Below are 26,746 nucleotides of genomic sequence, written 5' to 3' on the forward strand. Positions count from 1 at the left end.
TTCCTGGAGGGCGGTCAGTCGTCCTGAAGCGTGGTCAGTCCGCGGGCGATGAAGACGGGCACCAGCTCGCCGATCCGGTCGAAGCCCGCGCCGACGGTCTGCCCGAGGGTGTAGCGGTAGTGGATGCCCTCCAGGATCACGGCGAGCTTGAACCACGCGAACGCCGTGTACCAGGAGACGTCCGAGACGTCGCGGCCGGAGCGCTGCGCGTAGCGCGCCACGATCTCGTCCACCGGGGGGTGGCCCGGCGCGGCGGCGGTGGTGCTGATCGGGGCGCCCTGGACCGGGAGTTCCGCGCTGTACATCGCCAGCAGCCCGAGGTCGGTGAGCGGATCGCCGAGGGTGGACATCTCCCAGTCGAGCACCGCGCGGATCCGGTCGTCGGGCCCGACGAGGACGTTGTCGAGACGGTAGTCGCCGTGGACCACCGCGGGCGCGGGGGAGCGCGGCAGCGCGCGGCCGAGCCGGGCGTGCAGGTCGTCGATGCCCGCCAGGTCCCGGCTGCGGGAGGCGGCGAGCTGCTTGCCCCACCGCCGCAGCTGGCGGTCCAGGAAGCCGTCGGGGCGGCCGAAGCCGTCGAGCCCCACGGCCGCGGGGTCGACCGAGTGCAGCTCCACCAACGCGTCGACCAGCCCGAACACGGTGGCGCGGGTGCGCTCGGGGCCGAGCGCGGCCAGTTCGTCGGCGGTGCGGTACGGGGTGCCCGGCACGTACTCCATCACGTAGAACGGCGCTCCGATGACGGTCTCGTCCTCGCACAGCAGCACCGGCTCCGGCACCGGCACGGACGTGGGGTGCAGGGCGCTGATGACCCGGTGCTCGCGCTTCATGTCGTGCGCGGTGGCGAGGACGTGGCCCAGCGGCGGGCGGCGGACGACCCAACGGCCGGTGCCGTCGGTGATGCGGTATGTGAGGTTCGACCGCCCGCCCTCGATCAGCCGGGCGCCGAGCGGCCCGCTCACCAGCCCCGGCCGCTCGCGGTCGAGGAGGCCGCGCAGCTTCTCGGGGTCGAGTCCTGGCGGGGGTACGGAGCTCATCTGAACACCTCCGACGGGCGGAAGAACAGGACCCGTCGATGATGACCGACCGGTCGGTATGTCGTCCAGTGTCCGGGCGGGCGGGGAGAGTTGAGCCCCCGGAGGGGGCGGCTCAGCGGACGACCGCGACCGCAGCCGCCGCGAGCGCCACCGCGCACCCCGCCGCGGCCAGGGCCCCGCGGTGCGACATCACCGGCGGGCGCACGTCCGCCTTCAGCACCCTTATCCGCTGCTGCGCCACCCCGAGGAAGGCCAACCACACCAGCAGCGCGAGGAAGAAGCCCAGCAGACCCACGAGGTCCGCGCCCCCGATCGCGGTCTGCCGGGCCGCCAGCACCGCCACGACCGTGAACGCCAGGGTCGTACGCCGCCAGGCCAACCGGGTCCGCTCCGGCTGGAGCCCCGGATCCCGCTCCGGCGCCGGTCCGCCCGCCCCGCCCGCCGCGGCCGTCACCGCCCGCCCTCCCAGCCGAACGCCACCACGACCACCATCACCACCGCGACCAGGGCTATCACCAGGCTGAGCAGCGCCGGCAGCCGGGACACCGGCAGGTCCTCACCGCGCCGCATGGCCCGCTCGCACCGCACCCAGTGGTTCACCGCCCGCAGCGCGCACACCACCCCGGTCGCCAGCAGCGCCAGCGCCAGCCCCGCCCGCACCGCCCAGTCCAGGTCCGGCAGGAACTGGTCCACCGCGAAGCCGCCGGCGATCAGCGCGAGCGCGGTGCGCAGCCAGGCGAGGAAGGTCCGCTCGTTGGCGAGCGAGAAGCGGTAGTCGGGGGTGGTCCCCTCCTGCCGCACCCGTTCGGGCGCGAACCACATCCGTACGCTGCGCACCAAGTCCCTCATTTTTCGCACGATACTCGCGGGGCGATCAAGTGGCTCAGTGGTGCTCGCCACCTCCCGGACCTCTTGCGCTCCCCGCCTCATGGGTGGCGCGCCGCAGCCGCGGCCAGGCCGCCAGACTGTCCGGGGCCCACGCCCACTCGGTCAGCCGCCGCTCGACCTCCTCCTCGGGCAGGAAGGCGTACCAGTCCACTTCCTCCTGCTGCGGCTGCACCGGGAGCGCACAGCGCACCTCGTACACCGCCGACCACCACGACTGCCCGTCGTCGCCCTGGTAGAGGAAGGTGAACAGCCTGGTCGGGCGGGGCAGTCCGGTGACGCCCAACTCCTCCTCGGCCTCCCGCAGCGCCGCGTCGTCGTAGGACTCGCCGGCGCCGACCACACCGCCGACGAACATGTCGTACATCCCCGGGTGCACCTGCTTCGTCGCCGTTCGACGGTGGACGAAGATCCGGTCGCGCTCGTCGCGCGCCAGCACGAACGTGACGCGGTGGCACAGCCCATGGGGGTCCCCCCACGCCTTCTAGGCGTAGGGGGCGTACGCCTCGCCCCGGGTGGCCTGTCCGACGACCGCGTCCGCGGCGTCGACGACGTCGATCCATTCCTGGTCAGAGCTCATGGCCCCATTCCACCACCGGGGCGCGGCGCCCGACCCGTTGACTTGTTACCGGGCCGTACCGAGGATCGGGACCGACATCGGACAAGGGTGGAATCCATGGCGTACGACGCTGACGTGATCGTGATCGGGGCGGGGCTCGCGGGGCTGGTGGCCACTGCCGAACTCGTCGCCGCCGGGCGCACGGTCATCCTCCTCGACCAGGAGCCCGAACGGTCGATGGGCGGTCAGGCCCACTGGTCCTTCGGAGGGCTGTTCCTGGTCGACTCGCCCGAGCAGCGCCGCATGCGGATCAGGGACAGCCGGGACCTCGCCTACCAGGACTGGCTCGGCACGGCCGGCTTCGACCGCGAGGAGGACCGCTGGCCCCGCCAGTGGGCCGCGGCGTACGTCGACTTCGCGGCGGGCGAGAAACGGGCCTGGCTGCGCCAGCGGGGCGTGCGGTTCTTCCCCGTCGTCGGCTGGGCCGAACGCGGCGGCTACGACGCCACCGGACACGGCAACTCGGTGCCCCGCTTCCACATCACCTGGGGCACCGGACCCGGCCTGGTCGCCCCCTTCGAGCAGCGGGTGCGCGAGGGCATGGCCCGCGGGCTGGTCCGCCCGGCGTTCCGGCACCGGGTCACCGGCCTCGGCACCAACGGGGGCGTCCTCGACACCGTCAGCGGCGAGGTGCTGGAGCCCTCGGACGCCGAACGCGGCACCGCCAGCAGCCGTGAGGTCGTGGGCGCCTTCGAGTTCCGCGCCCAGGCCGTGATCGTCGCCTCGGGCGGCATCGGCGGCAACCACGAACTGGTCCGCGCCCAGTGGCCCGGCCGCCTCGGCGCCCCGCCGCGCAAGCTGCTCTCCGGCGTGCCCGCCCACGTCGACGGACTGATGCTCGGCATCGCCGAGCGCGCCGGCGCCAGCCACGTCAACCGCGACCGGATGTGGCACTACACCGAGGGCATCGAGAACTGGAACCCGATCTGGGCCCGGCACGGCATCCGCATTCTGCCCGGGCCCTCGTCGCTCTGGCTGGACGCGCGCGGCCGGCGGCTGCCCGTCCCCCTCTTCCCCGGCTTCGACACCCTCGGCACCCTCGAACACATCGTGAAGTCGGGGTACGACCACACCTGGTTCGTGCTCGACCAGAAGATCATCGGCAAGGAGTTCGCCCTCTCCGGATCCGAGCAGAACCCGGACCTGACGGGGAAGTCGGTGCGCGGGGTGTTCGACCGCGCCCGCACCGACGTGCCGGGGCCGGTCCGGGCCTTCATGGAGCACGGCGCGGACTTCGTCGTCGAGAAGGACCTCGCCGCGCTGGTCCGCGGCATGAACGCGCTCACCGGGGAACCGCTGATCGAGGAGGCGGAGCTGCGCCGGGAGATCGAGGCCAGGGACCGTGAGATCCGCAACCCCTTCACCAAGGACCTCCAGGTGACGGCGGTGCGCGGCGCGCGCAGGTACCTCGGCGACCGGCTGATCCGCACGGCCGCGCCGCACCGCATCCTCGACCCGGCGGCCGGGCCGCTGATCGCGGTCCGTCTGAGCGTCCTCACCCGCAAGTCGCTGGGCGGTCTGGAGACCGATCTGTCGTCCCGGGTGCTGGGCGAGGACGGCGCCCCGGTGAGCGGTCTGTACGCGGCGGGCGAGGCGGCCGGCTTCGGCGGCGGCGGCGTCCACGGCTACCGCTCCCTGGAGGGCACCTTCCTCGGCGGCTGCCTCTTCTCGGGCCGCGCGGCGGGACGGGCCGCGGCGAAGGCGGTGGGCTGAGCGGGCCCGTCGCCCTGGCCGTACTCGGTACGACATGCGGACGTCCCGCGGTGGGCCACCCCACCGCGGGACGTCCGACGCTTCCGGCTCCCGTGCCTACAGCACCAGCGACAGCAGCAGGATGAAGACGATGCCGACGACCGAGATGATCGTCTCCATCACCGACCAGGTCTTGATCGTCTGGCCGACGTTCATGCCGAAGTACTCCTTCACCAGCCAGAAACCGGCGTCGTTGACGTGGCTGAAGAAGAGGGAGCCCGCGCCGATCGCCAGCACCAGCAGCGCCGACTCGGTCGTCGACATCCCGGTGGCCAGCGGCGCCACCAGACCTGCCGCGGAGATCGTCGCCACGGTCGCCGAACCGGTCGCCAGTCGGATGGCCACCGCGATCAGCCAGGCCAGCAGCAGCGTCGGGATCGCCCAGTCCTCGGAGAAGTCCAGGATCATCTGTCCGACGCCGACGTCGATCAGGGTCTGCTTGAAACCGCCACCGGCACCCACGATCATCAGCACGCCCGCGATCGGGGCGAGCGACTTCTCGACGGTGGAGGAGATCCGCTCCTTGGTGAAGCCCGCGGCGCGGCCCAGCGTGAAGAGTCCGACGAGGACCGCGGCCAGCAGCGCGATCAGCGGCGAGCCGATCACGTCCGTGACCTTCTGCACCGGGTTCGACGGGTCGTCGACGACGATCTCGACGAGCGCGTTCGACAGCATCAGGACGACGGGCAGCAGCACCGTGAAGACGGTCGCGCCGAAGCCGGGGCGCCGGTCCAGCTCCTCCGAGGGCCGGGCCGGGATCATCGTCTCGGGCGCCGGGATGTCCACCCAGCGGGCCGCGTACTTGGCGAAGAGCGGGCCGGCGATGATCACGGTGGGGATGGAGACCAGCACGCCGAGGCCGAGCGTGACGCCCAGGTTGGCGTCGAGCGCGTCGATCGCGACCAGCGGACCGGGGTGCGGCGGGATCAGTCCGTGCATCACCGACAGACCGGCCAGCGCCGGGATGCCTATCCGCATCAGGGAGTAGTTGCCGCGCTTGGCGACCATCAGCACCACCGGGATCAGCAGCACGATGCCGACCTCGAAGAAGAGCGGCAGCCCGATCACCGAGGCGATCAGCACCATCGCCCAGGGCATCGTCGAGCCCTTCGCCCTGGCGAGGATGGTGTCGACGATCTGGTCACCGCCGCCGGAGTCGGCGAGGAGCTTGCCGAGGATCGCCCCGAGCGCGATGAGCACGCCCACGCCGGCGACCGTGGAGCCGAGGCCCTTGGAGAAGGACTCGATGGCCTTGCCGAGCGGCGCGCCCGCGAAGGCCCCGAGCGCCAGCGACCCGATGGTCAGCGCCAGGAAGGCGTGCAGTTTGAACTTGGTGATGAGCAGCACGATGACGGCGATGCCGGCGAGCACGGCGATGCCGAGCTGGGCGTTGCCGGCCGAGGTGATCGGCGCCAGCGGGTCCGCTGCCAGCGTCTCGACGCTGAGACTGGTCACGGTGGTTCCTTACAGACGTACGGGGGATCTACGGGTGGGGACGGGGGTGCGGTGGATGCGGGGGCGCGCGTGCGCGCGGGAGCGGTCAGCGCTCCAGGGACCGCAGCGCGGCGAGTGCCCGCGCGGTGATCTCCTGCGGCGTACCGGACACGTCGACGGTCACGCCCGCCTCGTCCGGCTCCAGCGGCTGGAGCGTCGCGAACTGCGAGTCCAGCAGCGCGGTCGGCATGAAGTGCCCCTTGCGCTCGGCCATCCGGCGCTCGATGAGCTCGCGGTCGCCGGCGAGGTGGAGGAAGACGGCGCCCGGTGCGGCGGCCCGCAGCCGGTCCCGGTAGGAGCGCTTCAGCGCGGAGCTGGAGACCACCCCGCCGAGCTCCGCCCGACCGTGCGCCCACTGCCCGATCGCATCGAGCCAGGGCCAGCGGTCCGCGTCCTGAAGCGGCGTTCCGGCGGACATCTTGGCGATGTTCGCCGGCGGATGGAAGTCGTCGCCCTCGGCGTACGGGACGCCGAGGTCGGCGGCGAGCAGGGGACCGATCGTGGTCTTGCCGGTCCCTGCCACGCCCATCACCACGACGACGTGTGGGGTGCTCATCTACGTGCCTCGCTGTCTGACGTCCACCTCGGTGTCGACCTCGGTGTCGACCTCGGTGTCGACAGTGGTGTCGCGACACTGAAACCCATTAGGTATGACTTATTCAAGAGGGTGAGATCTAAACGTCATATTTATTGGGTGTGATCCTCGCCCCGTAGGCTGGCCCCATGACCACAGCGGGCCAGGGCCTCCATACACACGTGCTGGACACCCTGGGCCTGGAGATCACCGCGGGCGAGTCCCCGCAGGGGAGCGTGCTGCGCACCGACGAGATCGCCCAGCGCTTCGAGGTGTCGCGGACGGTGGTCCGCGAGGTCGTCCGCGTCCTGGAGTCGATGCGGCTGGTGGAGTCCCGGCGCCGGGTCGGCGTGACCGTGCGCCCCATCGAGGAGTGGAACGTCTACGACCCGCGCGTCATCCGCTGGCGGCTCGCCGGCGCCGACCGCCCCCGCCAACTGCGCTCGCTGACCGTGCTGCGCTGTGCGATCGAGCCGGTCGCGGCCGGGCTCGCGGCCCGCAACGCCACCGCCGAGCAGTGCGCCGAACTCACCGCGTGCGCCCTCGGCATGGTCGCCACCTCGCGCGGACAGCAGTTGGACGCGTACCTGCGGCACGACGTCGCCTTCCACCGGATCGTGCTGAACGCCTCCGGCAACGAGATGTTCGCGCGGCTGGGCGACGTGGTGGCCGCGATCCTCACCGGGCGCACCCACCACCAGGTCATGTTCGACGACCCCGACCCCGCGGCCGTCACCCTGCACGTGCAGGTCGCCGAGGCGGTGCGCGAGGGCGACGCGGAGCGGGCCGAGCGGGTCACCCGCGAGATCACCGTGGGCGCCCTCGCCGAACTGGACGTCCTGGCACCCGACGTCGTCGCCCCGCCCCGGGCCTGACCTCCCCTGCGGCCGCCCCGCCCCGGCGAGGGTCGGCCGTGTTGGCCGGGTCGGTCGTGCCGGTGAGATCGTGATTTACTGCCACCTTGGTTTACAGGTGCGCAACCTCAGATCTCCCTCAGATCTATCGCTGAGTGACCTGGAACACAGCTAAGTTCGCAGGCATGCGTCGATGAAGTGTCGTCGGGCAGGCATGTCCCGGCGTACTTGGCGTCCCCCCATCGGAAGTCAGGGCCCGGCGCGCGACCAGCCCCCGCACCCTCACGAAGGCGAACCCATCCCCCCATGAGTGATCGCACCATCACGTCCGCGGACGCGGACGCCGGGGCCACGGCGACCGGCTCCCCCCAGACCTCCACCCACGTGGACGCCGGAGACGCCGGATACAGCAAGGACCTCAAGTCCCGGCACATCAACATGATCGCCATCGGTGGTGCGATCGGTACGGGACTCTTCCTCGGCGCCGGCGGCCGGCTCGCGGAAGCCGGCCCCTCCCTGGCGATCGCCTACGCCGTCTGCGGCGTCTTCGCCTTCTTCGTCGTCCGCGCACTCGGCGAACTGGTGCTCTACCGGCCCTCGTCCGGCGCCTTCGTCTCGTACGCCCGTGAGTTCATGGGCGAGAAGGGCGCCTACACGGCCGGCTGGCTGTACTTCCTGAACTGGTCCACCACCTGTGTGGCCGACATCACGGCCGCCGCGACCTACGCCCACTTCTGGTCGATGTTCAGCGACGTCCCACAGTGGATCCTGGCGCTCATCGCCCTCGCGGTCGTCCTCGCCGCGAACCTCATCTCGGTGAAGTATTTTGGCGAAACCGAGTTCTGGTTCGCGATCATCAAGGTCGCGGCCCTGCTCGCCTTCATGCTCGTCGGCATCTTCCTGCTGGTCACCCAGCAGGACGTGGGCGGTCACCAGCCCGGCTTCGGCACCGTCGCCGACAACGGCGGCATCTTCCCCGTCGGCATGCTCCCGATGCTGCTGGTGATCCAGGGCGTCGTCTTCGCCTACGCCTCCGTCGAGCTCTGCGGCGTCGCGGCCGGCGAGACCGCCAACCCGGCGAAGGTCATGCCCCGTGCCATCAACTCGATCATGTGGCGCGTCGGCATCTTCTACGTCGGCTCGGTCGTGCTGCTGGCGCTGCTGCTGCCGTACACCGCCTACTCCGGCGACGAGAGCCCCTTCGTCACCGTGATGGACAAGCTGGGCGTCCCGGGCGCCGCCGGCGTGATGAACCTGGTCGTGCTCACCGCCGCGCTCTCCAGCCTCAACGCCGGCCTGTACTCCACCGCGCGCATCCTGCGCTCCATGTCGATGGCCGGCTCCGCACCCCGCTTCACCGGTCGGATGAACAAGGGCCAGGTGCCGTACGGCGGCGTCCTGCTGACCGCCGCCTTCGGCGTCGCGGGCGTGGGCCTCAACTACGTCATGCCCGGCCAGGCGTTCGAGATCGTGCTCAACTTCGCCTCCATCGGCATCCTCGGCACCTGGAGCATGATCATGATCTGCTCCCTGCTGTTCTGGCGCCGTGCGAAGGAGGGCAAGCTCAGCCGGCCCTCCTACCAGCTGCCCTGGGCCCCGTACACCCAGATCGTCACGATCTGCTTCCTCGCCTGCGTCGTCGTGCTGATGTGGTGGGGTGGCGGCGTCGGCCGCACCACCGTGATGTTCCTGCCGCTGATCGCCGCGGCCCTGGTCGGCGGGTGGTACGTGGTCCGCGGCCGGGTGAACGCGATCGCGGCGGAGCGTGAACGATCCTGAGCCGGCGTCCGTGAGGTAGATCGAGCAGGGCTCGTGGAGTCGGCGGACTCCACGAGCCCTGCTCGCTGCCGTCAGCTGGATCAATGGGGTCCCCCCCCCACGCCCTTCGGGCGTAGGGGGAGGGGTCAGTGCCCGCCGTGACCTCCGCCGTGGTCGAACTTCAGCACCTCGGGCGGCAGCACGACGAAGGGCCGCATCATGCCCATGTCCTCGTGCTCCAGCAGATGGCAGTGGTACATGAACCGGCCGTACGCCCCGTCGAAGTGGCCCATCACCCGCACCAGCTCGGCCGACCTGACCTGGAAGACGTCCTTCCAGCCCCGCTCGTTCGGCGGCACCTCCCGGGGGCGTCCGGCATCGTGCGCGACCGGCCGCCGGGTGCCGCCGAGCGCCGGGTCGAAGCCCGAGACCTCGTACGACTCCCGGGCCAGCACCTGGAAGTCCGCCAGGTGGATGTGCATCGGGTGCACCGGCGCGCCCAGGTTGAGGAAGGACCACTGCTCGAACGCCCCCTCGCCGACGGTGAAGCCCAGGCCGTCGTTGAAGGTGCGGGAGATCCTCCGGTACGTCTTCAAGGCGCCGTCCGAGCCGCGGAGCTGGAGCGCGCCCGCGGCCGGGACGTGCGGATCGACGGTCGGCACCTCGACCATCTCCCATATCTCCGGGTGCCCTCCGCCGCCGACGGTCCCGGGCGGGGTGAGCACCACCAGCCGGTGCCCGTGGTGCAGATCGTCGTGGGCGTACCGCCGGAAGGAGCCCGAGAGCACCTTCGGCAGCACGAAGCCGCCGCGCGCATCGGGCCCGGGCCGTGCTTCCGGCCCGCCCCGCACCTCGGCGGGACGACCGCCGCGCTTGCCCACCCGGAACTCCATGACCTGCGGATACGGGATGTTGTCCGCCAGGTCCGCGACGCCCGAGGGCTGATTGCGCCCCTTGTTCACCAGCCGCAGCCGGCGCCCGGCCAGCTTCCGGAAGTCCACCAGCAGGTCGAACCGCTCGGCGGGCGCGACCGACAGCGGCGCACCGGCCGCGAAGTCCACCGGGACCGGGCGGGGCAGCAGCCCGCCGTCGCTGCCGATCTGGTGCACCACGCCCGGCACCGGCTGGTCGTCCTCGTCGACCAGGACCAGGTTGTAGATGCGCGCGTTCGACGCGTTCAGCAGCCGGAAGCGGTACCAGTCGGGGGCCACGTCCAGATGCGGCCAGATCGTGCCGTTCACCGTCGAGTACGGGCCGACGAAGGGCGTCGTCACCGGCCGGCCCGTCTCCGGGTGGCTGGGAACGACGATCACGGTCTTGTGCAGCAGCCGGCCGTTGAGCCGGCCGTCGTCGTCGGTGTCCAGATTGCGGTCGGCGAGGACCAGCGGCACCTCGCGGTCCCCGGCCGGCAGCCCGAGCGCGTCCTCCTCGTCGTCCCGCACCAGATAGGTGCCGACCAGGCCCGCGTACACGTTGAAGCGGGTGACGTGCATCGCGTGGTCGTGGTACCACCAGTGGACCGCCTGGTGGTCGTTCGGGTACTCGGACAGCTGGGCGTCGCCGAAGCCGACGGAATTGTCCGCCCAGCCGTCGTTCCCCCCGCCGGTCTGGGCGCCGTGCAGATGCGTCACCGACCAGGCCGGCAGCGCCGCCACGTCCTCGCTGGGCTTGACGCCGTCCCGCCCCGGGCGGTTGTGGGGGAGGGGCTGGCCCGCGGTGCGCGCCACCTCCACCGCGGTGACGGGGTACGTGCTGCCGCGCGGGATGCGGTTGGTCCAGGCGATCCGGACGCGCTGGCCGCGCCGCACCTCGATCGTCGGCCCGGGGAACTCGCCGTCGTACCCCCACACCAGGGTCGGCGGCAGCTCCGAGTGCAGTCGCACCCAGGCGGGGCGCAGGGCGACCTCGACCTCCTGGGTGACCTCGGTGACCGCCGGGCGCAGCATGCGCGGCACGGTCAGGGCGTCCACGAACGGCGTTAACTCCTGGCCGGCTTCCGTCGCTTCCCGTAGGTCCTCCTCCGTCGCTGCCGGTGCCCCGACGGTCTCCATCGTCTCCGTCATGTTCCATCCCCCGTTTCCTGACTTCTCACGAAACTCGCGCTCTTGGTGAGAACTGCTCTCACAGCAGATGACTTGTGGCCCTCTGCCGGAGTTTCTGATTCCGCCAAAGGTGGCGCGAAACGTTCGCTCACCGTCCGAAGTGCACCTGATGGCCCCGGTCCGCACCTCCTGCCCACCCGGTCCGCACTCGTCCGTAGATGGTCCGTACAGTCAGTCCGTGCGGCGCGTGCGGATCACCGCGACACGCCCGCGCGACGGTCCATAGTGGTGCTGGAACCCCAGCGCGAAGAAGGGCGGATGTCGATGTCTCAGCAGGTCCTCGGTGTGATCGCACCGGGCAAGGACGAGCCGGTGCGGGTGGAGACGATCGTGGTCCCCGACCCCGGCCCGGGCGAGGCCGTGGTGAAGGTGCAGGCGTGCGGCGTCTGCCACACGGACCTGCACTACAAGCAGGGCGGCATCAACGACGACTTCCCCTTCCTGCTCGGCCACGAAGCTGCCGGCGTGGTGGAGTCCGTCGGACCCGACGTCACCGACGTGGCCCCCGGCGACTTCGTCGTCCTCAACTGGCGTGCCGTCTGCGGGCACTGCCGGGCCTGTCTGCGCGGACGCCCCTGGTACTGCTTCGACACCCACAACGCCCGCCAGAAGATGACCCTCGCCGACAGCGGCAAGGAGCTGAGCCCCGCCCTCGGCATCGGTGCCTTCGCCGAGAAGACCCTGGTGGCCGCGGGCCAGTGCACCAAGGTCGACCCCGCCGTCGCCCCGTCCGTCGCCGGCCTCCTCGGCTGCGGCGTGATGGCCGGCATCGGCGCCGCCATCAACACCGGCGGCGTCACCCGCGGCGACACCGTGGCGGTCATCGGCTGCGGCGGCGTGGGGGACGCGGCCGTCGTGGGCGCCCGCCTCGCCGGCGCGGCCCGGATCATCGCCGTCGACATCGACGACCGCAAGCTGGAGACGGCGCAGACGATGGGCGCCACCCACACCGTCAACTCCCGCTCCACCGACCCCGTCGAGGCGATCCGCGAGCTGACCGGCGGCTTCGGCGCGGATGTCGTCATCGAGGCGGTCGGCCGCCCCGAGACGTACCGCCAGGCGTTCTACGCGCGCGACCTCGCCGGCACCGTGGTCCTCGTCGGCGTCCCCACCCCCGAGATGAAGCTGGAGCTGCCGCTGCTCGACGTCTTCGGCCGCGGTGGCGCGCTGAAGTCGTCCTGGTACGGCGACTGCCTGCCCTCCCGGGACTTCCCGATGCTCATCGACCTGCACCAGCAGGGCCGCATCGACCTCGGGGCGTTCGTCACCGAGACCATCGGCCTCGGCGACGTCGAGCAGGCGTTCGCCCGGATGCACGAGGGCGACGTGCTGCGTTCGGTCGTGGTCCTGTGAGCGCGCGCATCGACCACCTGGTCACCTCCGGCACCTTCTCCCTCGACGGCGGCACCTGGGACGTCGACAACAACGTCTGGATCGTCGGCGACGACGAGGAGGCGATCGTCATCGACGCCGCCCACGACGCCGCCGCCATCGAGACGGCGCTCGCCGGACGCACCCTGCGGGCGATCGTGTGCACCCACGCCCACGACGACCACATCGACGCGGCCCCCGCGCTCGCCGCCGCCACCGGCACGCCGATCCTGCTGCACCCCGACGACCTGCCGCTGTGGAAGCTGACCCACCCCGACCGCGCCCCCGACGGCGAACTCGCCGACGGCCAGCGGATCACCGTCGCCGGCACGGAACTGACCGTGCTGCACACCCCCGGCCACGCCCCGGGCGCGATCTGTCTGTACGCCCCCGACCTGGCCACCGTCTTCACCGGCGACACCCTCTTCGCCGGCGGCCCGGGCGCCACCGGCCGCTCCTTCAGCCACTTCCCCACGATCGTCGACTCGATCCGCGGCAAGCTGCTGACCCTGCCGCCGGCGACCGAGGTCCGCACCGGCCACGGCGACGGCACCACCATCGCCGCGGAGGCGCCCCACCTCGACGAGTGGATTCAGCGCGGCCACTGAGCCAGCGCCAGCCGGCTCTCGAAGCGGAACGGCTCACCGGTCACCGGATCGGTGAACGCCAACACGCGCGCGAGCAACTGGAGGGGCCGGGCGTAGTCGTCCGGCGCCGACTCCTGGACGACCGGATACAGCGGATCGTCCAGGAGCGGCACCCCCAGCGCGTTCATGTGCACCCGCAGCTGGTGCGTCCGCCCGGTCACCGGCACCAGCCGGTACCGCCCCAGCCCGCCCCGCCGCTCCACCAGCGCGATCCGACTCTCGCTGTTCGCCTCCCCGGCCACCTCCCGGGCCGTGAGCACCCCGCGCTCCTTCACGATCCGGCTCCGCACCGTCCGCGGCAGCTCGACCCCCGGGTCGTACGCCGCCACCCCCTCGTACTCCTTCACCACCCGTCGGTTCCGGAACAAGGTCTGGTACGCCCCCCGGTCCCGCGCGTGCACCACGCACAGCACGAGCCCCGCGGTCAGCCGGTCCAACCGGTGCGCCGGCTGCAACTCCGGCAGCCCCAGCTCCCGCCGCAACCGCGCCTGCACCGTCTCCCGCACGTGCTGCCCGCGCGGCGTGGTGGCGAGGAAGTGCGGCTTGTCCACGACCACGATCCGCTCGTCCCGCCACACCACCCCCACCTCGAACGGCACCCGCTCCTCGTCCCCGAACCCCCGGTGAAACCACAGATACCGCCCCGCCTCATAGGACTCACCCCCGTCCACACCCCCCTCAACCCCCACCACGCCCCCCGCGGCGAGCAACGCCGCCGCCCGCTCCACCCCGTACCGCGACGCCAGGTAGTCCCCCACGGTCCCCCAAGCTCCGTCGGGGTCCTGGGGCAGCCGCACCCGCACGGGATCGATCCCGTCACGCGGGGGCAGGGGGGATGCCGGCGGCTTCCTTCTCCGTGTCACGCCGGCGACACTACCGAGCGGACTTCCGCTCCGACGGCGTCGGTGCCGGGCGCGACGACGATGGTCACAGGGATCCCCACAGCAGCCGGAAAACCAAAAAACCCCAGGTTACCTGGGGTTTTCTTAAGTGTCCGAGGGGGGACTTGAACTCTTCCCTTGGGCACCAGCACTCTAAGCCCCTGACCAGGGGAAACGCTGGCAACGCGCCGTATTGCTTGACAGATTCTATGGGTCATGCGTTGCCAGCGTTTCCGCCCGTTTCGGACCGCTGCGGGTCACGCGCGGGTCATACGCGGGTCATGCGGTCCAGAGCCCACGCCGGGGCGTAGATACAAGAGCGCTCCCGCCACTCACGGCGGGAGCGCGCCCATTCCTGCTGAACCAGCTAACCAAGCTCACCACTCCTCAGCGCGTTGACGAAGGTGGACCACTGCACTGCACTGTAGGTCTGCTGCCCGGCCCCAAGGTCCTTGCTGTCCCGCACGGCCATCCCATACGTGCCGGCGGGCGCTACCTCGACGCAGTTGCCGTTGGCCGCGCTGTAGGAACTCTTCCGCCAGGGGCCGTGGGTTCGAGGGGTGCTCATGTTCCTTCTCCCTTTATTTCCTTCATGACCTGATGAATCAGGTCCAACGAGTCCGCGGGGTTCTTCGCCGCAGCCCTCAAGTGATCAAAGATCTCGCCGTAGGCGGTGCGCTCACCGGGCTCGTCCATGTAGAGAGTTCCCGTCTGGGTCTCGACGCACACGATGTCGGTCTCGCGCTCGCTGGGGAACTGGAGGACCACGAAGGCTCCAGCAAGACCAGCGTGGGCACCTGCACTGTGCGGCAGGACTTGGATGGTCACGTGCGGGAGGGCCGTCATCGTCTCCAGGTGCGCGAGCTGCTTCAGCATCACGGCGGCGCCTCCGACCGTCTGCCGGATTGCCGACTCACCGATGATCGCCCACAGGCGTGGCGGTTCGTCGCCCGTCAACTTCGCACTTCGGTCCAGCTTGATCTTGACCAAGCTCTGGATGTCCGCCGGAGGCAGGATCGCGGGATTGGCCCCGATGACCGCGTGAGCGTACTCAGGCGTCTGAAGGAGCCCCGGAAGAACGATCGGCTCGAAGTTACGGATCTCCTTCGCAGTCGCCTCCAGCTCGATGAAGTCGGCGTATTCCCGAGGCAACGAGTCGAGATACCGCTGCCACCACCCCGCCTTCCGCGCCTCCCTGGCCGCGGCAACGAAGTGGTCGACCTGGGCGGGGTCGTCCACCCCGTACACGTGCAACAAGGCTCGGAGGTCGTTGAGCGAGACCTTGTTTTCACCCGACTCGATGCGGCTCAGCTTCGGTCTGGAGAAGCCCATGTCCTGCGCGACGGCGTCAGCCTTGAGCCCCTTGGCCTCGCGCAGTTTGCGCAGGTCGGCGCCAAGTCGGCGACTCCGTACCGTACTCGCCATCCTTGGCTCCCCTCCGTCGACTGCACACAGTTTGCCCGACCTCGCCGGGTCGGGACCACTCAACCAAATCTGCACCAGTGCAGATTGAGCACTTGCCATGCGTACTGGCGCAGGTCTACCTTGTGCATGTCGGTAACACCTTGTGGTGACCACTTGACTCTCCGCTTCATCGCGGCAGCCGCGTGCCGTCTCGGAGGAGCGGCAGGGGGGAAATACACGTGCACTTATCCGCCTTCGGGGGGCGCGTTGCCTGACTCACCCAGCACCACTCCTGGACTTCGCATCCCCATCACGCGGGCCGCAGGCGAACTTTTCTGCCTGACATTCGGACCGCCTAACGACCCGAGGCGCGAACTGGTAAGTCCCGCCCAACTGATGACCTTGGTCACGGATGGCGCGGAAATCTTGGGAATGAGCGTTGGGCCACCGATCCAGCCCCGAGGAAGCTAGTCGGAGCTGATTCGGCCCCACCTTGCGGTATGGGAGGTTGGCTGGTGTCGTCTTTCGTCTGGCGAAGTTACAGCTTTCTCGCTAGTAGAGAAGCCCCTCGGTTCGCGCGGAAGTCTCTTCGTAACGCATTAGATGCGTGGGAATGCGATGTTGATGTCGCCGAGACGGCTGAACTCCTCGCCTCGGAAGTGGTCACCAACGTGATCCTCCACGCTAAGACCACGCGACGGGTACAGATCGACTTCGGCGTCGCCGAGGACGAGTTCACCTTCGCGGTTGTCGACAGCAACCCCATGCCGCCCCAGGCCCGACAGGGCTGTGACGAGCGCTCAACCAGTGGTCGCGGCCTGCCGCTGCTGATGGGCATGTCATCGGACTTCGGGTACCGGTCGGCCGGGGGTGGGAAGGTCGTCTTCTTCCGCCTCAAGGTTCAGCCGATCCCTGTACATGTGTTTCAGCGTGAACTGTGCAGCGCGTTCCCGCCCAGTCCGCACGTACGCCTTGCGTCACTCCGTGGGGGGCCGGATGCTGATTGATACAAGCTCCGTTCGCCAGTCGGGTTCCAACCAGCCGCACGCGCATCACTGCGAGGCGTTCGCCGTATTCCCGAGCGAGCAGAGTCAATTCTCTGAACTGACCTGGCTGGACCAGGCTCTCGTTCCCAGCACCTTCCAAGCGGTCGAATGGCTATGCAGCGCCCTCCAGTCCATTGCCCGCGATCTCCATGGGCCGGTTCAGCAGAAGGCGAGGCTCTGGCTCGACCTCCCGGAGGGCCGAAGCACCGCAGCGTCGCGGCTGTACTCCGGTGAGGGGTTCAAATTCGAGGCCCCGGATTCGAACGGCACGGTCTACTTCCTGTCGGTCTCGCCGGAATGCCGCTCGACCCGGCCGAGGAGATACGACGCATCGCACGCCCCCGTACCTCGTCGGGTCACCGACGACTTCTTTCTCCGCCCCGGCGTGAGCCCTGTCGCCCCGGAACCGGGGCGGGCTCGAAGCAGACCTGCCGGCCGGGGCGGTCTTCTGCCAGTCACCTTCGCCCGCGCGGCGCACACCGTGCCGTGGCGCCCCTGAGCACCCTGCCGAGTACGGCCGTCGACCGAATCCGTCATGAGGGCACGGACGCGTGATGACGCTGCCGATTCGGCAGGGCAAGAGCCCGCCCCCCCGCTCGATGCCGCCGAGGGGCCGGCCGCCCGTGACGGAGCGGCCTGCCCCGGCTCCCGCCGGGGGCGGTCCAGCACACCCCTTCCGGGGTGTGGACGAACACCGAGAGATCGGAGACCAACATGCCGAGCACCATCGACCCGGCCACGGAGACGGAGGACCGGGACTCCGAGGCGTCCCGCTGCGGGGGGCTGGTTCGGGCCCGCCGTGACATCCATGTGGCCCGCGACCGCAACAGTCTCCTCGGGGACGGCGGCGGAACCGGCCGCAGTGACGGCAACGACTAGCGAGGAAGCTCCCCTTGTCGCCTTTTAGCCTGGCGACGCACCTCGGCCAGGAGAACTTCCTGGCCGAGGTGCTGCATCGCCAACACCTCCACATCCCCGGCGCCATCAGCGCCCCTCAGCAAATGCTGACCTGGGACGGGGTCAACGAGATCATCGGCACCCATCGCCTGGAGCCGCCACGGATGCGGCTGACGATCCATGGCGAGCCGATCCCCCTGCACCGGTACGCCGAGGCCGTGACCACGAGCCGGAACACCGTGTGGCACAGGGTCCACCCCGCAAGGCTCCATACGTGCCTTGCAGAAGGCGCTTCTCTGGTCCTCGACTCGATGGACGAGATCTGCGGATCACTCGGCAGCGCCGCCATCGAGATGGAACGACTGCTCCGCACCCGAGTGCAGACCAACGTCTACGCCTCGTTAAAGCCGCTTCCCGGATTCAAGACCCACTGGGACGACCACGATGTCATCGTGATCCAACTCGACGGCAAGAAGCACTGGAAGATCTACGGGCCGACCAGGCCAGCCCCCTTGTTCCGGGACGCTGTCGACCCGGAGGAGCCGACCGGGGGCCCGCTGGAGGAGCTGACCCTTGAGCCCGGCGACCTCCTGTACCTACCGCGAGGGTGGTGGCATTCCGTCACGGCCACCGAGGGCGTTCCGTCCCTCCACGCCACCTTCGGCCTCATGCCCGCGACAGGGGCCCACCTTCTCGGTTGGATCACCGACGCACTTCGCGGAGAGGAGATCTTCCGTATGGACCTACCCATCCACCGGCCCGAGAGTGAGCAGAAGGAGCACGTACAGCGCCTCGCGGGCCGGGTCACCGAGTTCTTCGACGGAATTCAGTTGCTCCGGCGCTACGTGGAGAACCGCGACAGGACGGCGCTCAACCGACTGCGAACGAGCCTGCCCCACGTCTCGGAGATCCCGCGAGATCCCGGCCTTCGCGTTCAGCTCCTCACGGGCAGGCCCGTGCTGGACGAGTCGCGGCCGGACGGCGTGCTGTTCCGGGCCTGTAGCAAGGAATGGGACCTGGATCCCGCAGTCAGCCCTCTGCTGCATGCTCTGATCGACGCCGGGCCGGGGTCAATCTCCCTGGGCGAACTGGTGAAGGCATCAGGGCTCACCCTCTCGGGCGTGGTGGAAGTGGTCCAGAATCTCGTAGACGGCCAGGCCGCCGCAGTCGGGAGGGACCTGCCGTGATGGCGCGACTCGGACTCGGCACCTACCGCATCAAGCCGAACGCGGTCAGGCGCATGGTGGCCGTCGCGGGGGACAACCCTGACACGGCCTGGGTGGACACTGCTCCGAACTACCTCGACAACAGCGCGCACTCGCTCTTGAGGAACCCGCTCGGGCAGCCGGAGATCAGCGTCTCCACGAAGGTCGGGTACGTCGGCAAGTCGATGGCGGAAGCGGCCCAGAAGGACGGGTCACTCCCGACGTCGCTGGTCTCGGGCCACTGCCTCAACCCCGCCTACGTCGGGTGGCAATGCGATCGGAATCGTGCGGAGTTGGGCCGGGAGCAACTGGATCTGGTCTTTGCGCACAACCCGGAGATCAGCAACCTCGATCCGTATGACGCGCTGCGCGGCGCCTTCACGGCACTGGAGGAACAAGTCGCCGCGGGGCACATCAGCGCCTACGGGGTGGCGACCTGGAGCGGGTTCGACAGCGACCTGTTCAACGTTCCCGAGCTGGACAGCCTGGCGGCGGAGGTCGCCGGTACCCGCGATCACCACTGTCGGGCGATCCAGCTCCCGGTCTCCCTCGTCAACGCGGCCCCGATCGAGCAAGCGCTCACCGGGCAGGGCCCCGTGGCCGATGCGGCTCACCTGGGTTGGGAGGTCTACGCTTCGTCACCGCTCCACGGCGGTGCGCTGCCGGAGATCGTGACGCCCGAACTGAGGGACCTCATCGACCGGCGACTCAGTCCGGCCGAGGCCAGCATTCTCGTCGCTGGCTCCTGTCCCGGGGTGAGTAGAGTCCTCCTCTCCACTTCCAGCGTGACGCACTGGTACGAGGCCCGCGGTGCCCTCAACCAGCCGCTCACCGCTTCGACGCTAGCGAGGGTGCTCGATGTACTCGCCTCCGACTGACCCCCGGGTCGAGCTGAAGATGCGCAGTGCCTTCACTCGGTCCACCGCGAAGTTCGGTGTGACCGTCTCCGGTGATCTCACCTGGGGGTGGCTCGGCCGATCGCTCAGTGGCCGGGTGCACCACCCTCAGCAAGGCGACTGCTGGCTGAGGCTGCTCGGCGCCCCGCCGAGCAGGGCCACGGGCAAGCTGTGGGAGGGCACGAGGGTGGCCGCGGAACTGTTCGACGGACGAGTAAACAAACCGCGGATGATCGCATCTGCCACGCACGTACGGGACGGATACGCCTACCTTGCGGAACTGTCCGAGGCGGTCAACGAGCCCGTATGTTCCGACGAACCGGTGCTCAGACAGCCGCTGCAACTCCCGGGCAGATGGTGGGCCGCCCTGCGCAACGACCTCGACACCGTTGCGCGAAGCACCACGGACCGTGTCGCGGTCCGCCAGGAGTGGATCGACCGTTCGGTCCCCCGATTCCTCGGTATCGATGCCCCGCAGATCGAGGTCTGGACCGTGGCCCACGGCGATCTCCACCTGGCCAACATCACCATGACCACCCCCTTCCTGCTCGACTGGGAGGGGTTCGGACTGGCACCGCGAGGCTACGACGAGGCCCTGCTCGCCGCGTACGGCTGCCAGGTCCCGGGGTTCATCAGGAAGGTTTTTGAGGTCTTCCCCACGTTGCAGAGCGAGGACGGCCAAGCCGCCCTCCTGGTGGTGATCGCCGACCTGATGCAGTCAGTTTCCCGGGGCGATCACCCGGAGCTTGCTCCGGCGCTCCACGAGCTGGCCCGCACCTGCATCTGACGGACCGTCACATTCCGGTAAAACGGCGGTCTCCACCGACACCGGTCGTGCTGCCCACCCGGAGACATTCCCGGATGGTTGGCACGGCCGGGTTCCGCACCGCCAGCCGGGAACAGAACCGGCAGAACGAAAGCAGCCCCCATGGCCTCCTACACCTACGCCGGCCTCCCCGTCCCCTACATCACCCGATGGGAGCACGAGCGCACGATCTTCCCCGATCTGATCAACACGCCGGGGCGTGTCACGCGCCTCGGTTTCGCCGACGAATCGATGTACGACCGCGATAGCCACGACGTCCTGTGGCTGCGGCAGACCCTCCAGCCCGGCAAGGGGCGGGCCGTCTTCGAGGACGTCCACGCACTGCGGCAGCGGCGGGCGGTGCTCGACCTGCTGTGTCAGATCTGCGGAGTCCCCACGTACCAGGCCGAGCGGCAGCTCTGGGTCGTCGCGGGGGCGGGAGGAGTACCCATCCGCGAAGACGAGGTGACCTCCTCTCCGCCCGTGTGCCCGCCGTGCGCCCCCAAGGCCATCCAATACTGTCCGCGCCTCCGCCGGGGACACGCGGCTGCCTGGGTGCGAAGGCCGTACGGCTGGGGCGTAGAAGCCTTCCTCTTCGAGCCTGGCACTCTCCGGGCGATCAGCAAAGAACCCCAGCAGATCCGCTACGAGGACCCGATGGCGCCCTGGGCGGTCGCCTACCGCGCCCTCACCTCTTTGCGCGAGTGCACCCCGGTGGACATCAGAGAACTCGACACCTCGGGATGACTCCCGGCCCCGGACCGCGCAGAGCCGGCCGCGCGGAAGAGTAGCTACAGGCCGATACCCGACAGCTTCGACATGCGCGTGAGGGTCGGATTAGCCCGCCGGTGCAGTGACGAGAGCACGCGGAACACTTCCCTGCCCATGGGATGGATGCGCGCCATCTGCGGGGCGGTGTCCCACGCGATGCCCAGATGCTTCAACGCCCCGTCGCGGTCCCCGATGTCGAGCTGGGCGCGCGCCACGCTGATATAGGTCGGGGCCACCCGGGTAGCGGGAAGGCCCTCCAGCGCGGCAGGCAAGTCGTCCAGGAGTTCCAGCGCGTCCCGCGGCCGGCCGAGATCGACATATGTCGCCAACCTGTGCAGGACGGTGTTCTGCGGGCCGACCGTCAGGCCCAGCACCCAAGTATCGCGGCTGCCGAGCCCTTCCGCCGACGAGGCCGCCGAACGGATGTGGCGCGCGGCTTCCCGCCGAGCTTCCTTCTTGTCGGGAAGCCGTCCCGCCAGCGTCATGCCGCGCAGAGTGAGAACGTTGACCGCCGTATCCCGGGCCTGCCCGCTGAGAGCCCGCTCCGCCTCCGACACGGCGTGATCGATCACGTCGAGCCCCCGCTCGACGTCCCCGAAGTTCAGATAGGTGCCGGCGCGGTCCCGGGCCGCGACTGCGAGGGCCAGCGGGGTGGGCCGCTGCTCCACCGCCCACCGCTGCCGGGCGACCGCCAGCTCGGCGAGGTCCATCCACCGATACCGGGCCGCGATCCAGTAGACCGTGCTGTAGACCTGGCACAGTGCCGCCCACGCCGCATCGGTGTTGGCCGTCAGGGCGTTGGTCGTCGCGTTCCGAAGCAGTCCGGGGAGCGCTTCCAGAAGCTGAACGACCTTCACGTCCTTCCGGAACCCGTGCGCAAGGGCCATCTCCGCACCGAGCTGGCCCTCCGGGAGCCGTGTCCCGCCGGGAACGTCGTAGTCGCGCAGCGCGGCTCGCAGGTCGGTGAGCGACTGCGCCCCGGTCTCTGCGACAGTCGCCTTGCCCATGACCTCGGCCATGGTGATACCCATGGCCCGGCCGACCACGGCGGCCACCGCTGGCGTCAGAGTCCGGTCCCCCACCTCGATCTTGGCCAGCAGGGAGAGCGAGATGTTCGCCCGCTGCGCCAACTGCTTCTGCGTCAGGCACCGGGCCTTCCGCAGTAGGGCCAGGTTCTCACCGGGCGCGAGGCCGGTCGCGCCCCCGTCTGGGGTAGTACTCATGGGCTAAGTCTTCCTCACGAAGTCGCGGCTACTCTCCATGCTCGCAGGCGCCCAGGCCCCAAGAGCCCGGTGTGCATTTCCTGTGCAACTTACGCGTCCAGCAATGAGGTTGACTAAACGTCAGAGGCAGTCGGGAGACAACAGCAGGCGGGCGTGATGGTCCAGCTACTGACCTGGGAGCAGGGCGCGGCGGTTTACGACACCAAGGCGCAACTCGTCGGCAATGTCCATGAGCAGCACGGGCACGTCGTGACTATCAGACGCCCGTCCGGGTTCACCTGGAGTGCGCCCGCTGTGTTCCTGCGCATCGCAACCGATTGGGAGCGACACCAGCTCCAGGCGCTCGACGCACACCACGGCCGCGCAACCGGCCGCACCGCGCTGATCCTCTACCTCCGGCGTATCAACCGCGCTAGCGATCCCGCAGCACGGACGTCTCGAACTCCCGGCTCCCCGGATCGGCCCCGTGAGTAGCCAGTCCGGGGAGTCGGGTCACGACACCCGGTTCCAGCGCTCGGCCGGCTCCCTCACGCCGACCGGGAGGTACAGCCCCACCTGTACGCCGCTCGCGCCGGAACCGGGGCAGTTCCCCGCCCCCCGCTCGACGCCGCCACGGGCCCCGTTCGCCCTCACTCAGGGCGGGCGACCCGGCTCGCGCGGAAGGCGGGTTCCAGAGCACCACCCATTCCACAGAGAAAGGGCAAGGTCATGGAAACCACCAAGGAACTGCTCGTCACCCGCTTCGGCGGCGACGAGGACGACAGCGACGGCAAGGGCGGAAACGAAAGTGGCGGCTGCGGCGACGGGCAGGGCTGCGGCCGACGCTGATCCGCTAGTCTCCGCACACCAGTGAACGAAGGGCGGTCCCGTTCCCGGGGCCGCCCTTCTCGGGTTGGAGGAAAGATCGTTGGCATCACCAGTCCACCACCATGCTTACGTCTGGGTCGGCAGTGGTAGCGACTACGGGACGGATTCTCTGCGCAGACCGACGAACCCGCAGTTCAGCTCACTGTCCATCGCCCCCATCGAGCCCGCGAACTGGCTCCTCAAGTCCCCAAAGATGATCAGAGGGACTTTCACCGAAGAGGGGCCCGCCATCGCGTGGTACGAAGAAACGATCAGGAACTACGCCCCCCAGTTCGACTCGCACCATGCGAGGTCGGACGAGTCGATCGGGGTCTATCTCGCAGGCGCGCGGGACTCCCTCGCCAACCGGCGGGACGCAGTCGGCGGATGGTGGATCAACGGAGGATCGTCCTTCTGTTCGGTCCAACTCGTCGCCTGCCCGAACTTCTTCCGGCCTGAGCACGGATGCCCGCAGCCGCCGCAGTGAAGCCAGCCCCCTGAGCGGATGCCCCGGGCCCGCCGAGGGGGCGTCGACCCACGCAGAGCGGGGGCCGGGAACGGCCCCCGCTCTTTCAGCCCACCTTCTCGTCATCCTTGAGCTTGCCCGCTAGCGCCGCCTTGTCGTAGGCGGCCCGTACAGCGTTGGGGATACGGGCCCGCGGCGCGACCTTGTGCCCGGCCCGCTCCGCCCAAAGACGGATCTTATCCCGGTCCGCAGGGGTGGTCTTCGGTTCCTCGGCAGGCCGGACACCAATCCCTTCGAGGACCGTGATGAGCCCGGCCGCGGCCTCTTCCCTTTTCGAGGCCGCCTCGGCGAGATCCCTCTCGGCCGCCTCGTATGCCTCGAACAGCTTCTCCACCGTTCGCTGCTGCTCCTCATCGATTTCGACCAAACCCACGTAGGGCCGACCGAGGACCGATGCGAACTCCATCTTGATGACGGGCGTCAACTTCACGTGCGCACCCTCCTGACCTGACCGGTACTTAAGTCGAGCTAACCATACGCTCAAACCCTCTGCAAGCTGTATGGATGTCAACTTGTAAACATGATTTGAAAGTGTTCACTAATTTACCTCGAATGATTTCTGGAAAACATTTTCAGCATCATTTCCCAGCCAGACGACGCGGCTGATTCCGGCCGCCTCGACAAGGGTCCAGCAGGCGGGGCAGGGCTCTCTCGTGGAGTACAGGGTCGCTCCGCGAAGCTCATGCGGCGGGCACCTCCGGATCGCGTTCCGCTCGGCGTGGTCGCTGATGCAGTTGCTGTAATCACTGTCCCTGGGGCACTCCTCCAGAGACAGCTTGCCCCGGGGGCAGGCACCCCGTGACGCGCAGCCCGGCACACCGGCCGGGGCTCCGTTGTATCCGGTCTTGATGACCTCGTTGCGATGGTCGACCAGCAGGGCGCCAACCTGGGAGCGGACGCAGTCGGCTCGCGTGGATGCCCACTGCGCGCCCGCGAGGAAGTACGTGTCCCAGTCGGGCCGGGACGGCTTCGAGTTCAAGATGGTCTCCGTGTTGTGCAGCGCCGATCACGCGGCAACCGCGTATGTCTCGGGGTGCCGGCGGCGGTCGTCGGCCAGCGCCTGGTCGGGATGCTCCCGGTAGTAGTCGTCGTGCCGGGTGAGGGTGTCGACGCCCTTCATATAGAGGGATCCCCAGGACGTACCGCCGCGGTCCGGGTCGGTGGGGATCTCCAGCCCGCGCACCGTCTCCCGCATCAGCTCATCGGCCATCCGGGCGGCGGTGTCGGCATGCTCGGCCGGTACCGAGAACAGCACCTCGTCGTGGATCGGGAGGAGGAGATGGGGGGTGAGCCGGGCGTGATGGAGCCGGATGAGAGCCCGGCACGTGACGTCACGGCTACCGGACTGGACGAAGTAGTTGGTGCCCCGGAAAGCGAACCGCTTCTCCACATACAGGCGTCGGCCGGAAGGCGTGGTGACGTACCCGGCCCGGCGGGCCACGCTGGTCATCTCCTTCATGAAGCGGGCGACGCCCGGGTAGGTCTCCATGAAGATCTCCATGATGCGCTCGGCCTCGGCCTTCGAGATACCGGCCTGCTCCGCCAGAGCGCCGGGGCCGCCGCCGAACACGATCAGGAAGTTGGTCATCTTGCCGATCTTCCGGCTGACGCCCGCCGCGTCTGCGGTGATCTGGTGCAGATCCTCGCCGTCACGAAAGGCGTTGAGCATTCGGCGGTCGTTCGCGTAGGCGGCGAGGAACCGCAGTTCCATGTTGACGTAGTCGGTCGAGAGGATGATCTCGCCCTCGTTGGCGACGAAGCAGGCTCTGATCTCCCAGTCCCCGGCAGGAAGCGTCTGGGCGGGGATGCCCTGGATACTCTGGCGGGCCGTGCGCGCCTGGATGGAGTTGATCGACGGGTGCACCCGCCCGGAGGAGTCCACGGACTCCAGGAAGGAACGCAGCCACGTTGCGCGCTTCTTCCTCGCGGCCTTGGCCTGGTGAATCGTTTCTGCAAGCTCATCGCCCGCTTCCCTGCGGGCGTCGAGAAACCGTTTGTCGATCTTGCGGTTCCCGGTGGGAGTGCGGTCGAACCGGTGGACACCCCGGGCTTCGAAGGCATCGGCGCACTGCTCGGTACTCCAAGGGTTCCCGCACCCCAGCTCTTGGGCGCGCTGGGTCCAGCGGCTCTCTTCGAGCGCGAGTCGGGCCTCCAGGCGCAGGGTGTAGTCCCGGTCCAGCCGGATACCGGCCCGGCTCATCAACGCGCAGACCTCAGCCACCTTGTGCTCGAACTCGACCAGATTCATCGGCGGGATGCCGGGGCCGATCTCGGTCTTCCGATAGACCGTGCTGGGCAGCTTGGCGATGAGACGCCGACCGAGCCGGAAGGCGAGGACGGGGTCAAGTCCGGCGTACGCGAGAAAGCCGCCGTGGTCCCACGGGACCTTCTTCCACACCTCGGCCTTGGTGGCCTTGAGGGACTTGGCGATCTCCGTCATGGAGCCCTTGACCCGGGCTGCCACGCCGCTGTCGACATGGTGTTTTGTGAGCGCGGCAAGACTGTGCCCGACTCCGCCGTCCGCTTCCCCGCGGCTGTCCACGAGGTGCGCGACGATCTTCGTGTCCAGCACCTTGGGCCAGATCTCTTCCACCGTGAGATCGGTCGTGGCATCGAGGGCGAGCGCATCGTAGGTGCCGTGGTGGAAGATCAGTTTCTCTGCGTGGCGGATGGCTCCGACCGCTGCCGCCAGCAGCTCGGTGCCCAGCTCGACGGGCACGACGTAGCTCGTGTCCTCGGTACCGAACTGCACCAGCCGGAGACGGAAACTCTCGGACCACCAGTCCAGACCCGTGGTCTCCACGTCACAGCCGAGAGCGGCCCGGTGGCGTCGGACCCAGCGCACGAACTCCTCTATGTCCTGTGCGCGTTCGAGCACGTTGATGACAACCGGCGTGTCGGCAACCTTCACGCACATGCGGATCATCTGAAGTGGTTCTCCAAACCCCAAAAAAGAAGGGGCCCGCCGAAGCGGGCCCCTATGTATGTCAAGTGCTAGTGCGCGGTGAAGCGGCCTCGCTCGTCGCGGCGGGGAACCCTTCGCTGGAGCTTTCGAAAGTCCTCTTCGAGCTGGGCGTAGGCGTGTTCCAGGTCACGCTTCTCGGCGAGGAGACGGCTGTACGCGCCGCGCAGGCGGGGGTTGAGGAGGTACAT

General features: G+C 69.2%; 26 protein-coding genes and 1 pseudogene. 12 read left to right on the plus strand and 15 right to left on the minus strand.

The features are described from left to right. Positions 1-14: 14 nt before the first annotated feature. The 4 genes and pseudogenes from AB0E05_RS04145 to AB0E05_RS04160 form a co-directional block, all read right to left on the minus strand. Entirely contained in the window at positions 15-1,037 is a 1,023-nt protein-coding gene (locus AB0E05_RS04145) for a phosphotransferase family protein (protein ID WP_361958436.1), read from the minus strand. 112 nt (positions 1,038-1,149) lie between these two features. Then, positions 1,150-1,491 (minus strand): DUF202 domain-containing protein, encoded by a 342-nt coding sequence (locus AB0E05_RS04150; RefSeq protein WP_361958439.1) that lies wholly within the window; start codon positions 1,489-1,491, stop codon positions 1,150-1,152. Further along, positions 1,488-1,886, minus strand: coding sequence for a DUF202 domain-containing protein (locus tag AB0E05_RS04155; RefSeq protein WP_361958442.1), 399 nt, complete (start codon positions 1,884-1,886; stop codon positions 1,488-1,490). Before AB0E05_RS04155 ends, AB0E05_RS04150 begins: the two co-directional genes overlap by 4 nt. 34 nt (positions 1,887-1,920) lie before the next feature. Next, positions 1,921-2,502, minus strand: a pseudogene (locus AB0E05_RS04160) (NUDIX domain-containing protein). Positions 2,503-2,598: 96 nt separating this feature from the next. Here AB0E05_RS04160 and AB0E05_RS04165 point away from each other — a divergent pair. Continuing rightward, positions 2,599-4,254 carry an FAD-binding dehydrogenase gene (locus tag AB0E05_RS04165; RefSeq protein ID WP_361958445.1) on the plus strand — a complete coding sequence of 552 codons (1,656 nt, stop codon included), beginning with the start codon at positions 2,599-2,601 and terminating at the stop codon, positions 4,252-4,254. Positions 4,255-4,350: 96 nt separating this feature from the next. On the opposite strand, the gene AB0E05_RS04170 is transcribed toward AB0E05_RS04165, so the two are convergent. Both AB0E05_RS04170 and AB0E05_RS04175 read right to left on the minus strand, forming a co-directional pair. Beyond that, a complete protein-coding gene (locus tag AB0E05_RS04170) occupies positions 4,351-5,748 on the minus strand; it encodes a gluconate:H+ symporter (protein WP_361958448.1) in 1,398 nt (465 codons plus the stop codon). A gap of 85 nt (positions 5,749-5,833) precedes the next feature. After that, entirely contained in the window at positions 5,834-6,343 is a 510-nt protein-coding gene (locus AB0E05_RS04175) for a gluconokinase (RefSeq protein ID WP_361958451.1), read from the minus strand. Between the two features lie 167 nt (positions 6,344-6,510). On the opposite strand from AB0E05_RS04175, the gene AB0E05_RS04180 reads away from it, so the two are divergent. Further along, the gene (locus AB0E05_RS04180; protein ID WP_361958454.1) at positions 6,511-7,236 is read left to right on the plus strand and encodes an FCD domain-containing protein; all 726 of its coding nucleotides are present in this window, start codon (positions 6,511-6,513) and stop codon (positions 7,234-7,236) included. Between the two features lie 285 nt (positions 7,237-7,521). Beyond that, positions 7,522-8,994, plus strand: a complete 1,473-nt coding sequence (locus tag AB0E05_RS04185; RefSeq protein ID WP_361958457.1) for an amino acid permease — start codon at positions 7,522-7,524, stop codon at positions 8,992-8,994. A 125-nt stretch (positions 8,995-9,119) separates the two neighbouring features. Here AB0E05_RS04185 and phsA read toward each other — a convergent pair whose 3' ends face one another. Continuing rightward, on the minus strand, positions 9,120-11,036 hold the full coding sequence (phsA, locus tag AB0E05_RS04190; RefSeq protein WP_361958460.1) for an O-aminophenol oxidase PhsA: 1,917 nt from the start codon (positions 11,034-11,036) through the stop codon (positions 9,120-9,122). A 303-nt stretch (positions 11,037-11,339) separates the two neighbouring features. On the opposite strand from phsA, the gene AB0E05_RS04195 reads away from it, so the two are divergent. Both AB0E05_RS04195 and AB0E05_RS04200 read left to right on the plus strand, forming a co-directional pair. Further along, on the plus strand, positions 11,340-12,428 hold the full coding sequence (locus AB0E05_RS04195; protein ID WP_361959081.1) for an S-(hydroxymethyl)mycothiol dehydrogenase: 1,089 nt from the start codon (positions 11,340-11,342) through the stop codon (positions 12,426-12,428). After that, a complete protein-coding gene (locus AB0E05_RS04200; RefSeq protein WP_361958463.1) occupies positions 12,425-13,054 on the plus strand; it encodes an MBL fold metallo-hydrolase in 630 nt (209 codons plus the stop codon). Before AB0E05_RS04195 ends, AB0E05_RS04200 begins: the two co-directional genes overlap by 4 nt. Here the strand turns inward: AB0E05_RS04200 and AB0E05_RS04205 are convergent. The 3 genes from AB0E05_RS04205 to AB0E05_RS04215 form a co-directional block, all read right to left on the minus strand. Beyond that, on the minus strand, positions 13,039-13,956 hold the full coding sequence (locus AB0E05_RS04205; RefSeq protein WP_361958466.1) for a pseudouridine synthase: 918 nt from the start codon (positions 13,954-13,956) through the stop codon (positions 13,039-13,041). The two genes, AB0E05_RS04200 and AB0E05_RS04205, sit on opposite strands and share 16 nt — an antisense overlap. A gap of 385 nt (positions 13,957-14,341) precedes the next feature. Next, positions 14,342-14,542 carry a DUF397 domain-containing protein gene (locus tag AB0E05_RS04210; RefSeq protein ID WP_361958469.1) on the minus strand — a complete coding sequence of 67 codons (201 nt, stop codon included), beginning with the start codon at positions 14,540-14,542 and terminating at the stop codon, positions 14,342-14,344. Continuing rightward, the gene (locus AB0E05_RS04215) at positions 14,539-15,399 is read right to left on the minus strand and encodes a helix-turn-helix transcriptional regulator (protein WP_361958472.1); all 861 of its coding nucleotides are present in this window, start codon (positions 15,397-15,399) and stop codon (positions 14,539-14,541) included. The genes AB0E05_RS04210 and AB0E05_RS04215 overlap by 4 nt, the downstream gene beginning before the upstream one ends. A gap of 494 nt (positions 15,400-15,893) precedes the next feature. Between AB0E05_RS04215 and AB0E05_RS04220 the strand changes: the two genes are divergently transcribed. The 6 genes from AB0E05_RS04220 to AB0E05_RS04245 all read left to right on the plus strand — a co-directional run bounded on the left by AB0E05_RS04220 (position 15,894) and on the right by AB0E05_RS04245 (position 20,974). Then, positions 15,894-16,385, plus strand: coding sequence for an ATP-binding protein (locus AB0E05_RS04220; RefSeq protein ID WP_361958475.1), 492 nt, complete (start codon positions 15,894-15,896; stop codon positions 16,383-16,385). 753 nt (positions 16,386-17,138) lie between these two features. Further along, on the plus strand, positions 17,139-17,303 hold the full coding sequence (locus tag AB0E05_RS04225; protein ID WP_361958478.1) for a hypothetical protein: 165 nt from the start codon (positions 17,139-17,141) through the stop codon (positions 17,301-17,303). Between the two features lie 122 nt (positions 17,304-17,425). Next, complete coding sequence (locus AB0E05_RS04230) at positions 17,426-18,508, plus strand: cupin domain-containing protein (protein WP_361958481.1); 1,083 nt, start codon at positions 17,426-17,428, stop codon at positions 18,506-18,508. Continuing rightward, positions 18,508-19,404, plus strand: a complete 897-nt coding sequence (locus tag AB0E05_RS04235) for an aldo/keto reductase (protein WP_361958484.1) — start codon at positions 18,508-18,510, stop codon at positions 19,402-19,404. Before AB0E05_RS04230 ends, AB0E05_RS04235 begins: the two co-directional genes overlap by 1 nt. A gap of 247 nt (positions 19,405-19,651) precedes the next feature. After that, positions 19,652-20,209 carry a phosphotransferase gene (locus tag AB0E05_RS04240; protein ID WP_361958487.1) on the plus strand — a complete coding sequence of 186 codons (558 nt, stop codon included), beginning with the start codon at positions 19,652-19,654 and terminating at the stop codon, positions 20,207-20,209. Positions 20,210-20,350: 141 nt separating this feature from the next. Then, the gene (locus AB0E05_RS04245; RefSeq protein ID WP_361958490.1) at positions 20,351-20,974 is read left to right on the plus strand and encodes a hypothetical protein; all 624 of its coding nucleotides are present in this window, start codon (positions 20,351-20,353) and stop codon (positions 20,972-20,974) included. A gap of 44 nt (positions 20,975-21,018) precedes the next feature. Here AB0E05_RS04245 and AB0E05_RS04250 read toward each other — a convergent pair whose 3' ends face one another. Next, positions 21,019-22,221, minus strand: a complete 1,203-nt coding sequence (locus AB0E05_RS04250; protein ID WP_361958493.1) for a helix-turn-helix transcriptional regulator — start codon at positions 22,219-22,221, stop codon at positions 21,019-21,021. A gap of 1,060 nt (positions 22,222-23,281) precedes the next feature. Here AB0E05_RS04250 and AB0E05_RS04255 point away from each other — a divergent pair. Beyond that, positions 23,282-23,554 (plus strand): hypothetical protein, encoded by a 273-nt coding sequence (locus tag AB0E05_RS04255; RefSeq protein ID WP_361958496.1) that lies wholly within the window; start codon positions 23,282-23,284, stop codon positions 23,552-23,554. A gap of 85 nt (positions 23,555-23,639) precedes the next feature. Here the strand turns inward: AB0E05_RS04255 and AB0E05_RS04260 are convergent, their stop codons facing one another. From AB0E05_RS04260 to AB0E05_RS04275, 4 genes are all read right to left on the minus strand, one after another. After that, positions 23,640-24,023 carry a histone-like nucleoid-structuring protein Lsr2 gene (locus AB0E05_RS04260; protein ID WP_361958499.1) on the minus strand — a complete coding sequence of 128 codons (384 nt, stop codon included), beginning with the start codon at positions 24,021-24,023 and terminating at the stop codon, positions 23,640-23,642. 108 nt (positions 24,024-24,131) lie between these two features. Then, a complete protein-coding gene (locus AB0E05_RS04265) occupies positions 24,132-24,572 on the minus strand; it encodes a deaminase (RefSeq protein ID WP_361958502.1) in 441 nt (146 codons plus the stop codon). 27 nt (positions 24,573-24,599) lie between these two features. Further along, on the minus strand, positions 24,600-26,519 hold the full coding sequence (locus AB0E05_RS04270) for a DNA polymerase (RefSeq protein WP_361958505.1): 1,920 nt from the start codon (positions 26,517-26,519) through the stop codon (positions 24,600-24,602). 68 nt (positions 26,520-26,587) lie between these two features. After that, positions 26,588-26,746, minus strand: coding sequence for a hypothetical protein (locus AB0E05_RS04275; protein WP_361958508.1), 159 nt, complete (start codon positions 26,744-26,746; stop codon positions 26,588-26,590).

Source organism: Streptomyces sp. NPDC048057, from assembly GCF_040653095.1.
GTDB lineage: Bacteria > Actinomycetota > Actinomycetes > Streptomycetales > Streptomycetaceae > Streptomyces.

Excerpts from the sequence above, each read along its gene's own strand:
- AB0E05_RS04210 (WP_361958469.1), bottom strand. The coding sequence starts at position 14,542 with ATGAGCACCCCTCGAACCCACGGCCCCTGGCGGAAGAGTTCCTACAGC.
- AB0E05_RS04155 (WP_361958442.1), bottom strand. The coding sequence starts at position 1,886 with ATGAGGGACTTGGTGCGCAGCGTACGGATGTGGTTCGCGCCCGAACGG.
- AB0E05_RS04195 (WP_361959081.1), top strand. The coding sequence starts at position 11,340 with ATGTCTCAGCAGGTCCTCGGTGTGATCGCACCGGGCAAGGACGAGCCG.
- AB0E05_RS04275 (WP_361958508.1), bottom strand. The coding sequence starts at position 26,746 with ATGTACCTCCTCAACCCCCGCCTGCGCGGCGCGTACAGCCGTCTCCTC.
- AB0E05_RS04180 (WP_361958454.1), top strand. The coding sequence starts at position 6,511 with ATGACCACAGCGGGCCAGGGCCTCCATACACACGTGCTGGACACCCTG.
- AB0E05_RS04240 (WP_361958487.1), top strand. The coding sequence starts at position 19,652 with ATGATCGCATCTGCCACGCACGTACGGGACGGATACGCCTACCTTGCG.
- AB0E05_RS04215 (WP_361958472.1), bottom strand. The coding sequence starts at position 15,399 with ATGGCGAGTACGGTACGGAGTCGCCGACTTGGCGCCGACCTGCGCAAA.
- AB0E05_RS04165 (WP_361958445.1), top strand. The coding sequence starts at position 2,599 with ATGGCGTACGACGCTGACGTGATCGTGATCGGGGCGGGGCTCGCGGGG.
- phsA (WP_361958460.1), bottom strand. The coding sequence starts at position 11,036 with ATGACGGAGACGATGGAGACCGTCGGGGCACCGGCAGCGACGGAGGAG.
- AB0E05_RS04175 (WP_361958451.1), bottom strand. The coding sequence starts at position 6,343 with ATGAGCACCCCACACGTCGTCGTGGTGATGGGCGTGGCAGGGACCGGC.
- AB0E05_RS04255 (WP_361958496.1), top strand. The coding sequence starts at position 23,282 with ATGATCAGAGGGACTTTCACCGAAGAGGGGCCCGCCATCGCGTGGTAC.
- AB0E05_RS04235 (WP_361958484.1), top strand. The coding sequence starts at position 18,508 with ATGGCGCGACTCGGACTCGGCACCTACCGCATCAAGCCGAACGCGGTC.
- AB0E05_RS04230 (WP_361958481.1), top strand. The coding sequence starts at position 17,426 with ATGCTGACCTGGGACGGGGTCAACGAGATCATCGGCACCCATCGCCTG.
- AB0E05_RS04270 (WP_361958505.1), bottom strand. The coding sequence starts at position 26,519 with ATGATCCGCATGTGCGTGAAGGTTGCCGACACGCCGGTTGTCATCAAC.
- AB0E05_RS04185 (WP_361958457.1), top strand. The coding sequence starts at position 7,522 with ATGAGTGATCGCACCATCACGTCCGCGGACGCGGACGCCGGGGCCACG.
- AB0E05_RS04250 (WP_361958493.1), bottom strand. The coding sequence starts at position 22,221 with ATGAGTACTACCCCAGACGGGGGCGCGACCGGCCTCGCGCCCGGTGAG.
- AB0E05_RS04245 (WP_361958490.1), top strand. The coding sequence starts at position 20,351 with ATGGCCTCCTACACCTACGCCGGCCTCCCCGTCCCCTACATCACCCGA.
- AB0E05_RS04145 (WP_361958436.1), bottom strand. The coding sequence starts at position 1,037 with ATGAGCTCCGTACCCCCGCCAGGACTCGACCCCGAGAAGCTGCGCGGC.
- AB0E05_RS04225 (WP_361958478.1), top strand. The coding sequence starts at position 17,139 with ATGCCGAGCACCATCGACCCGGCCACGGAGACGGAGGACCGGGACTCC.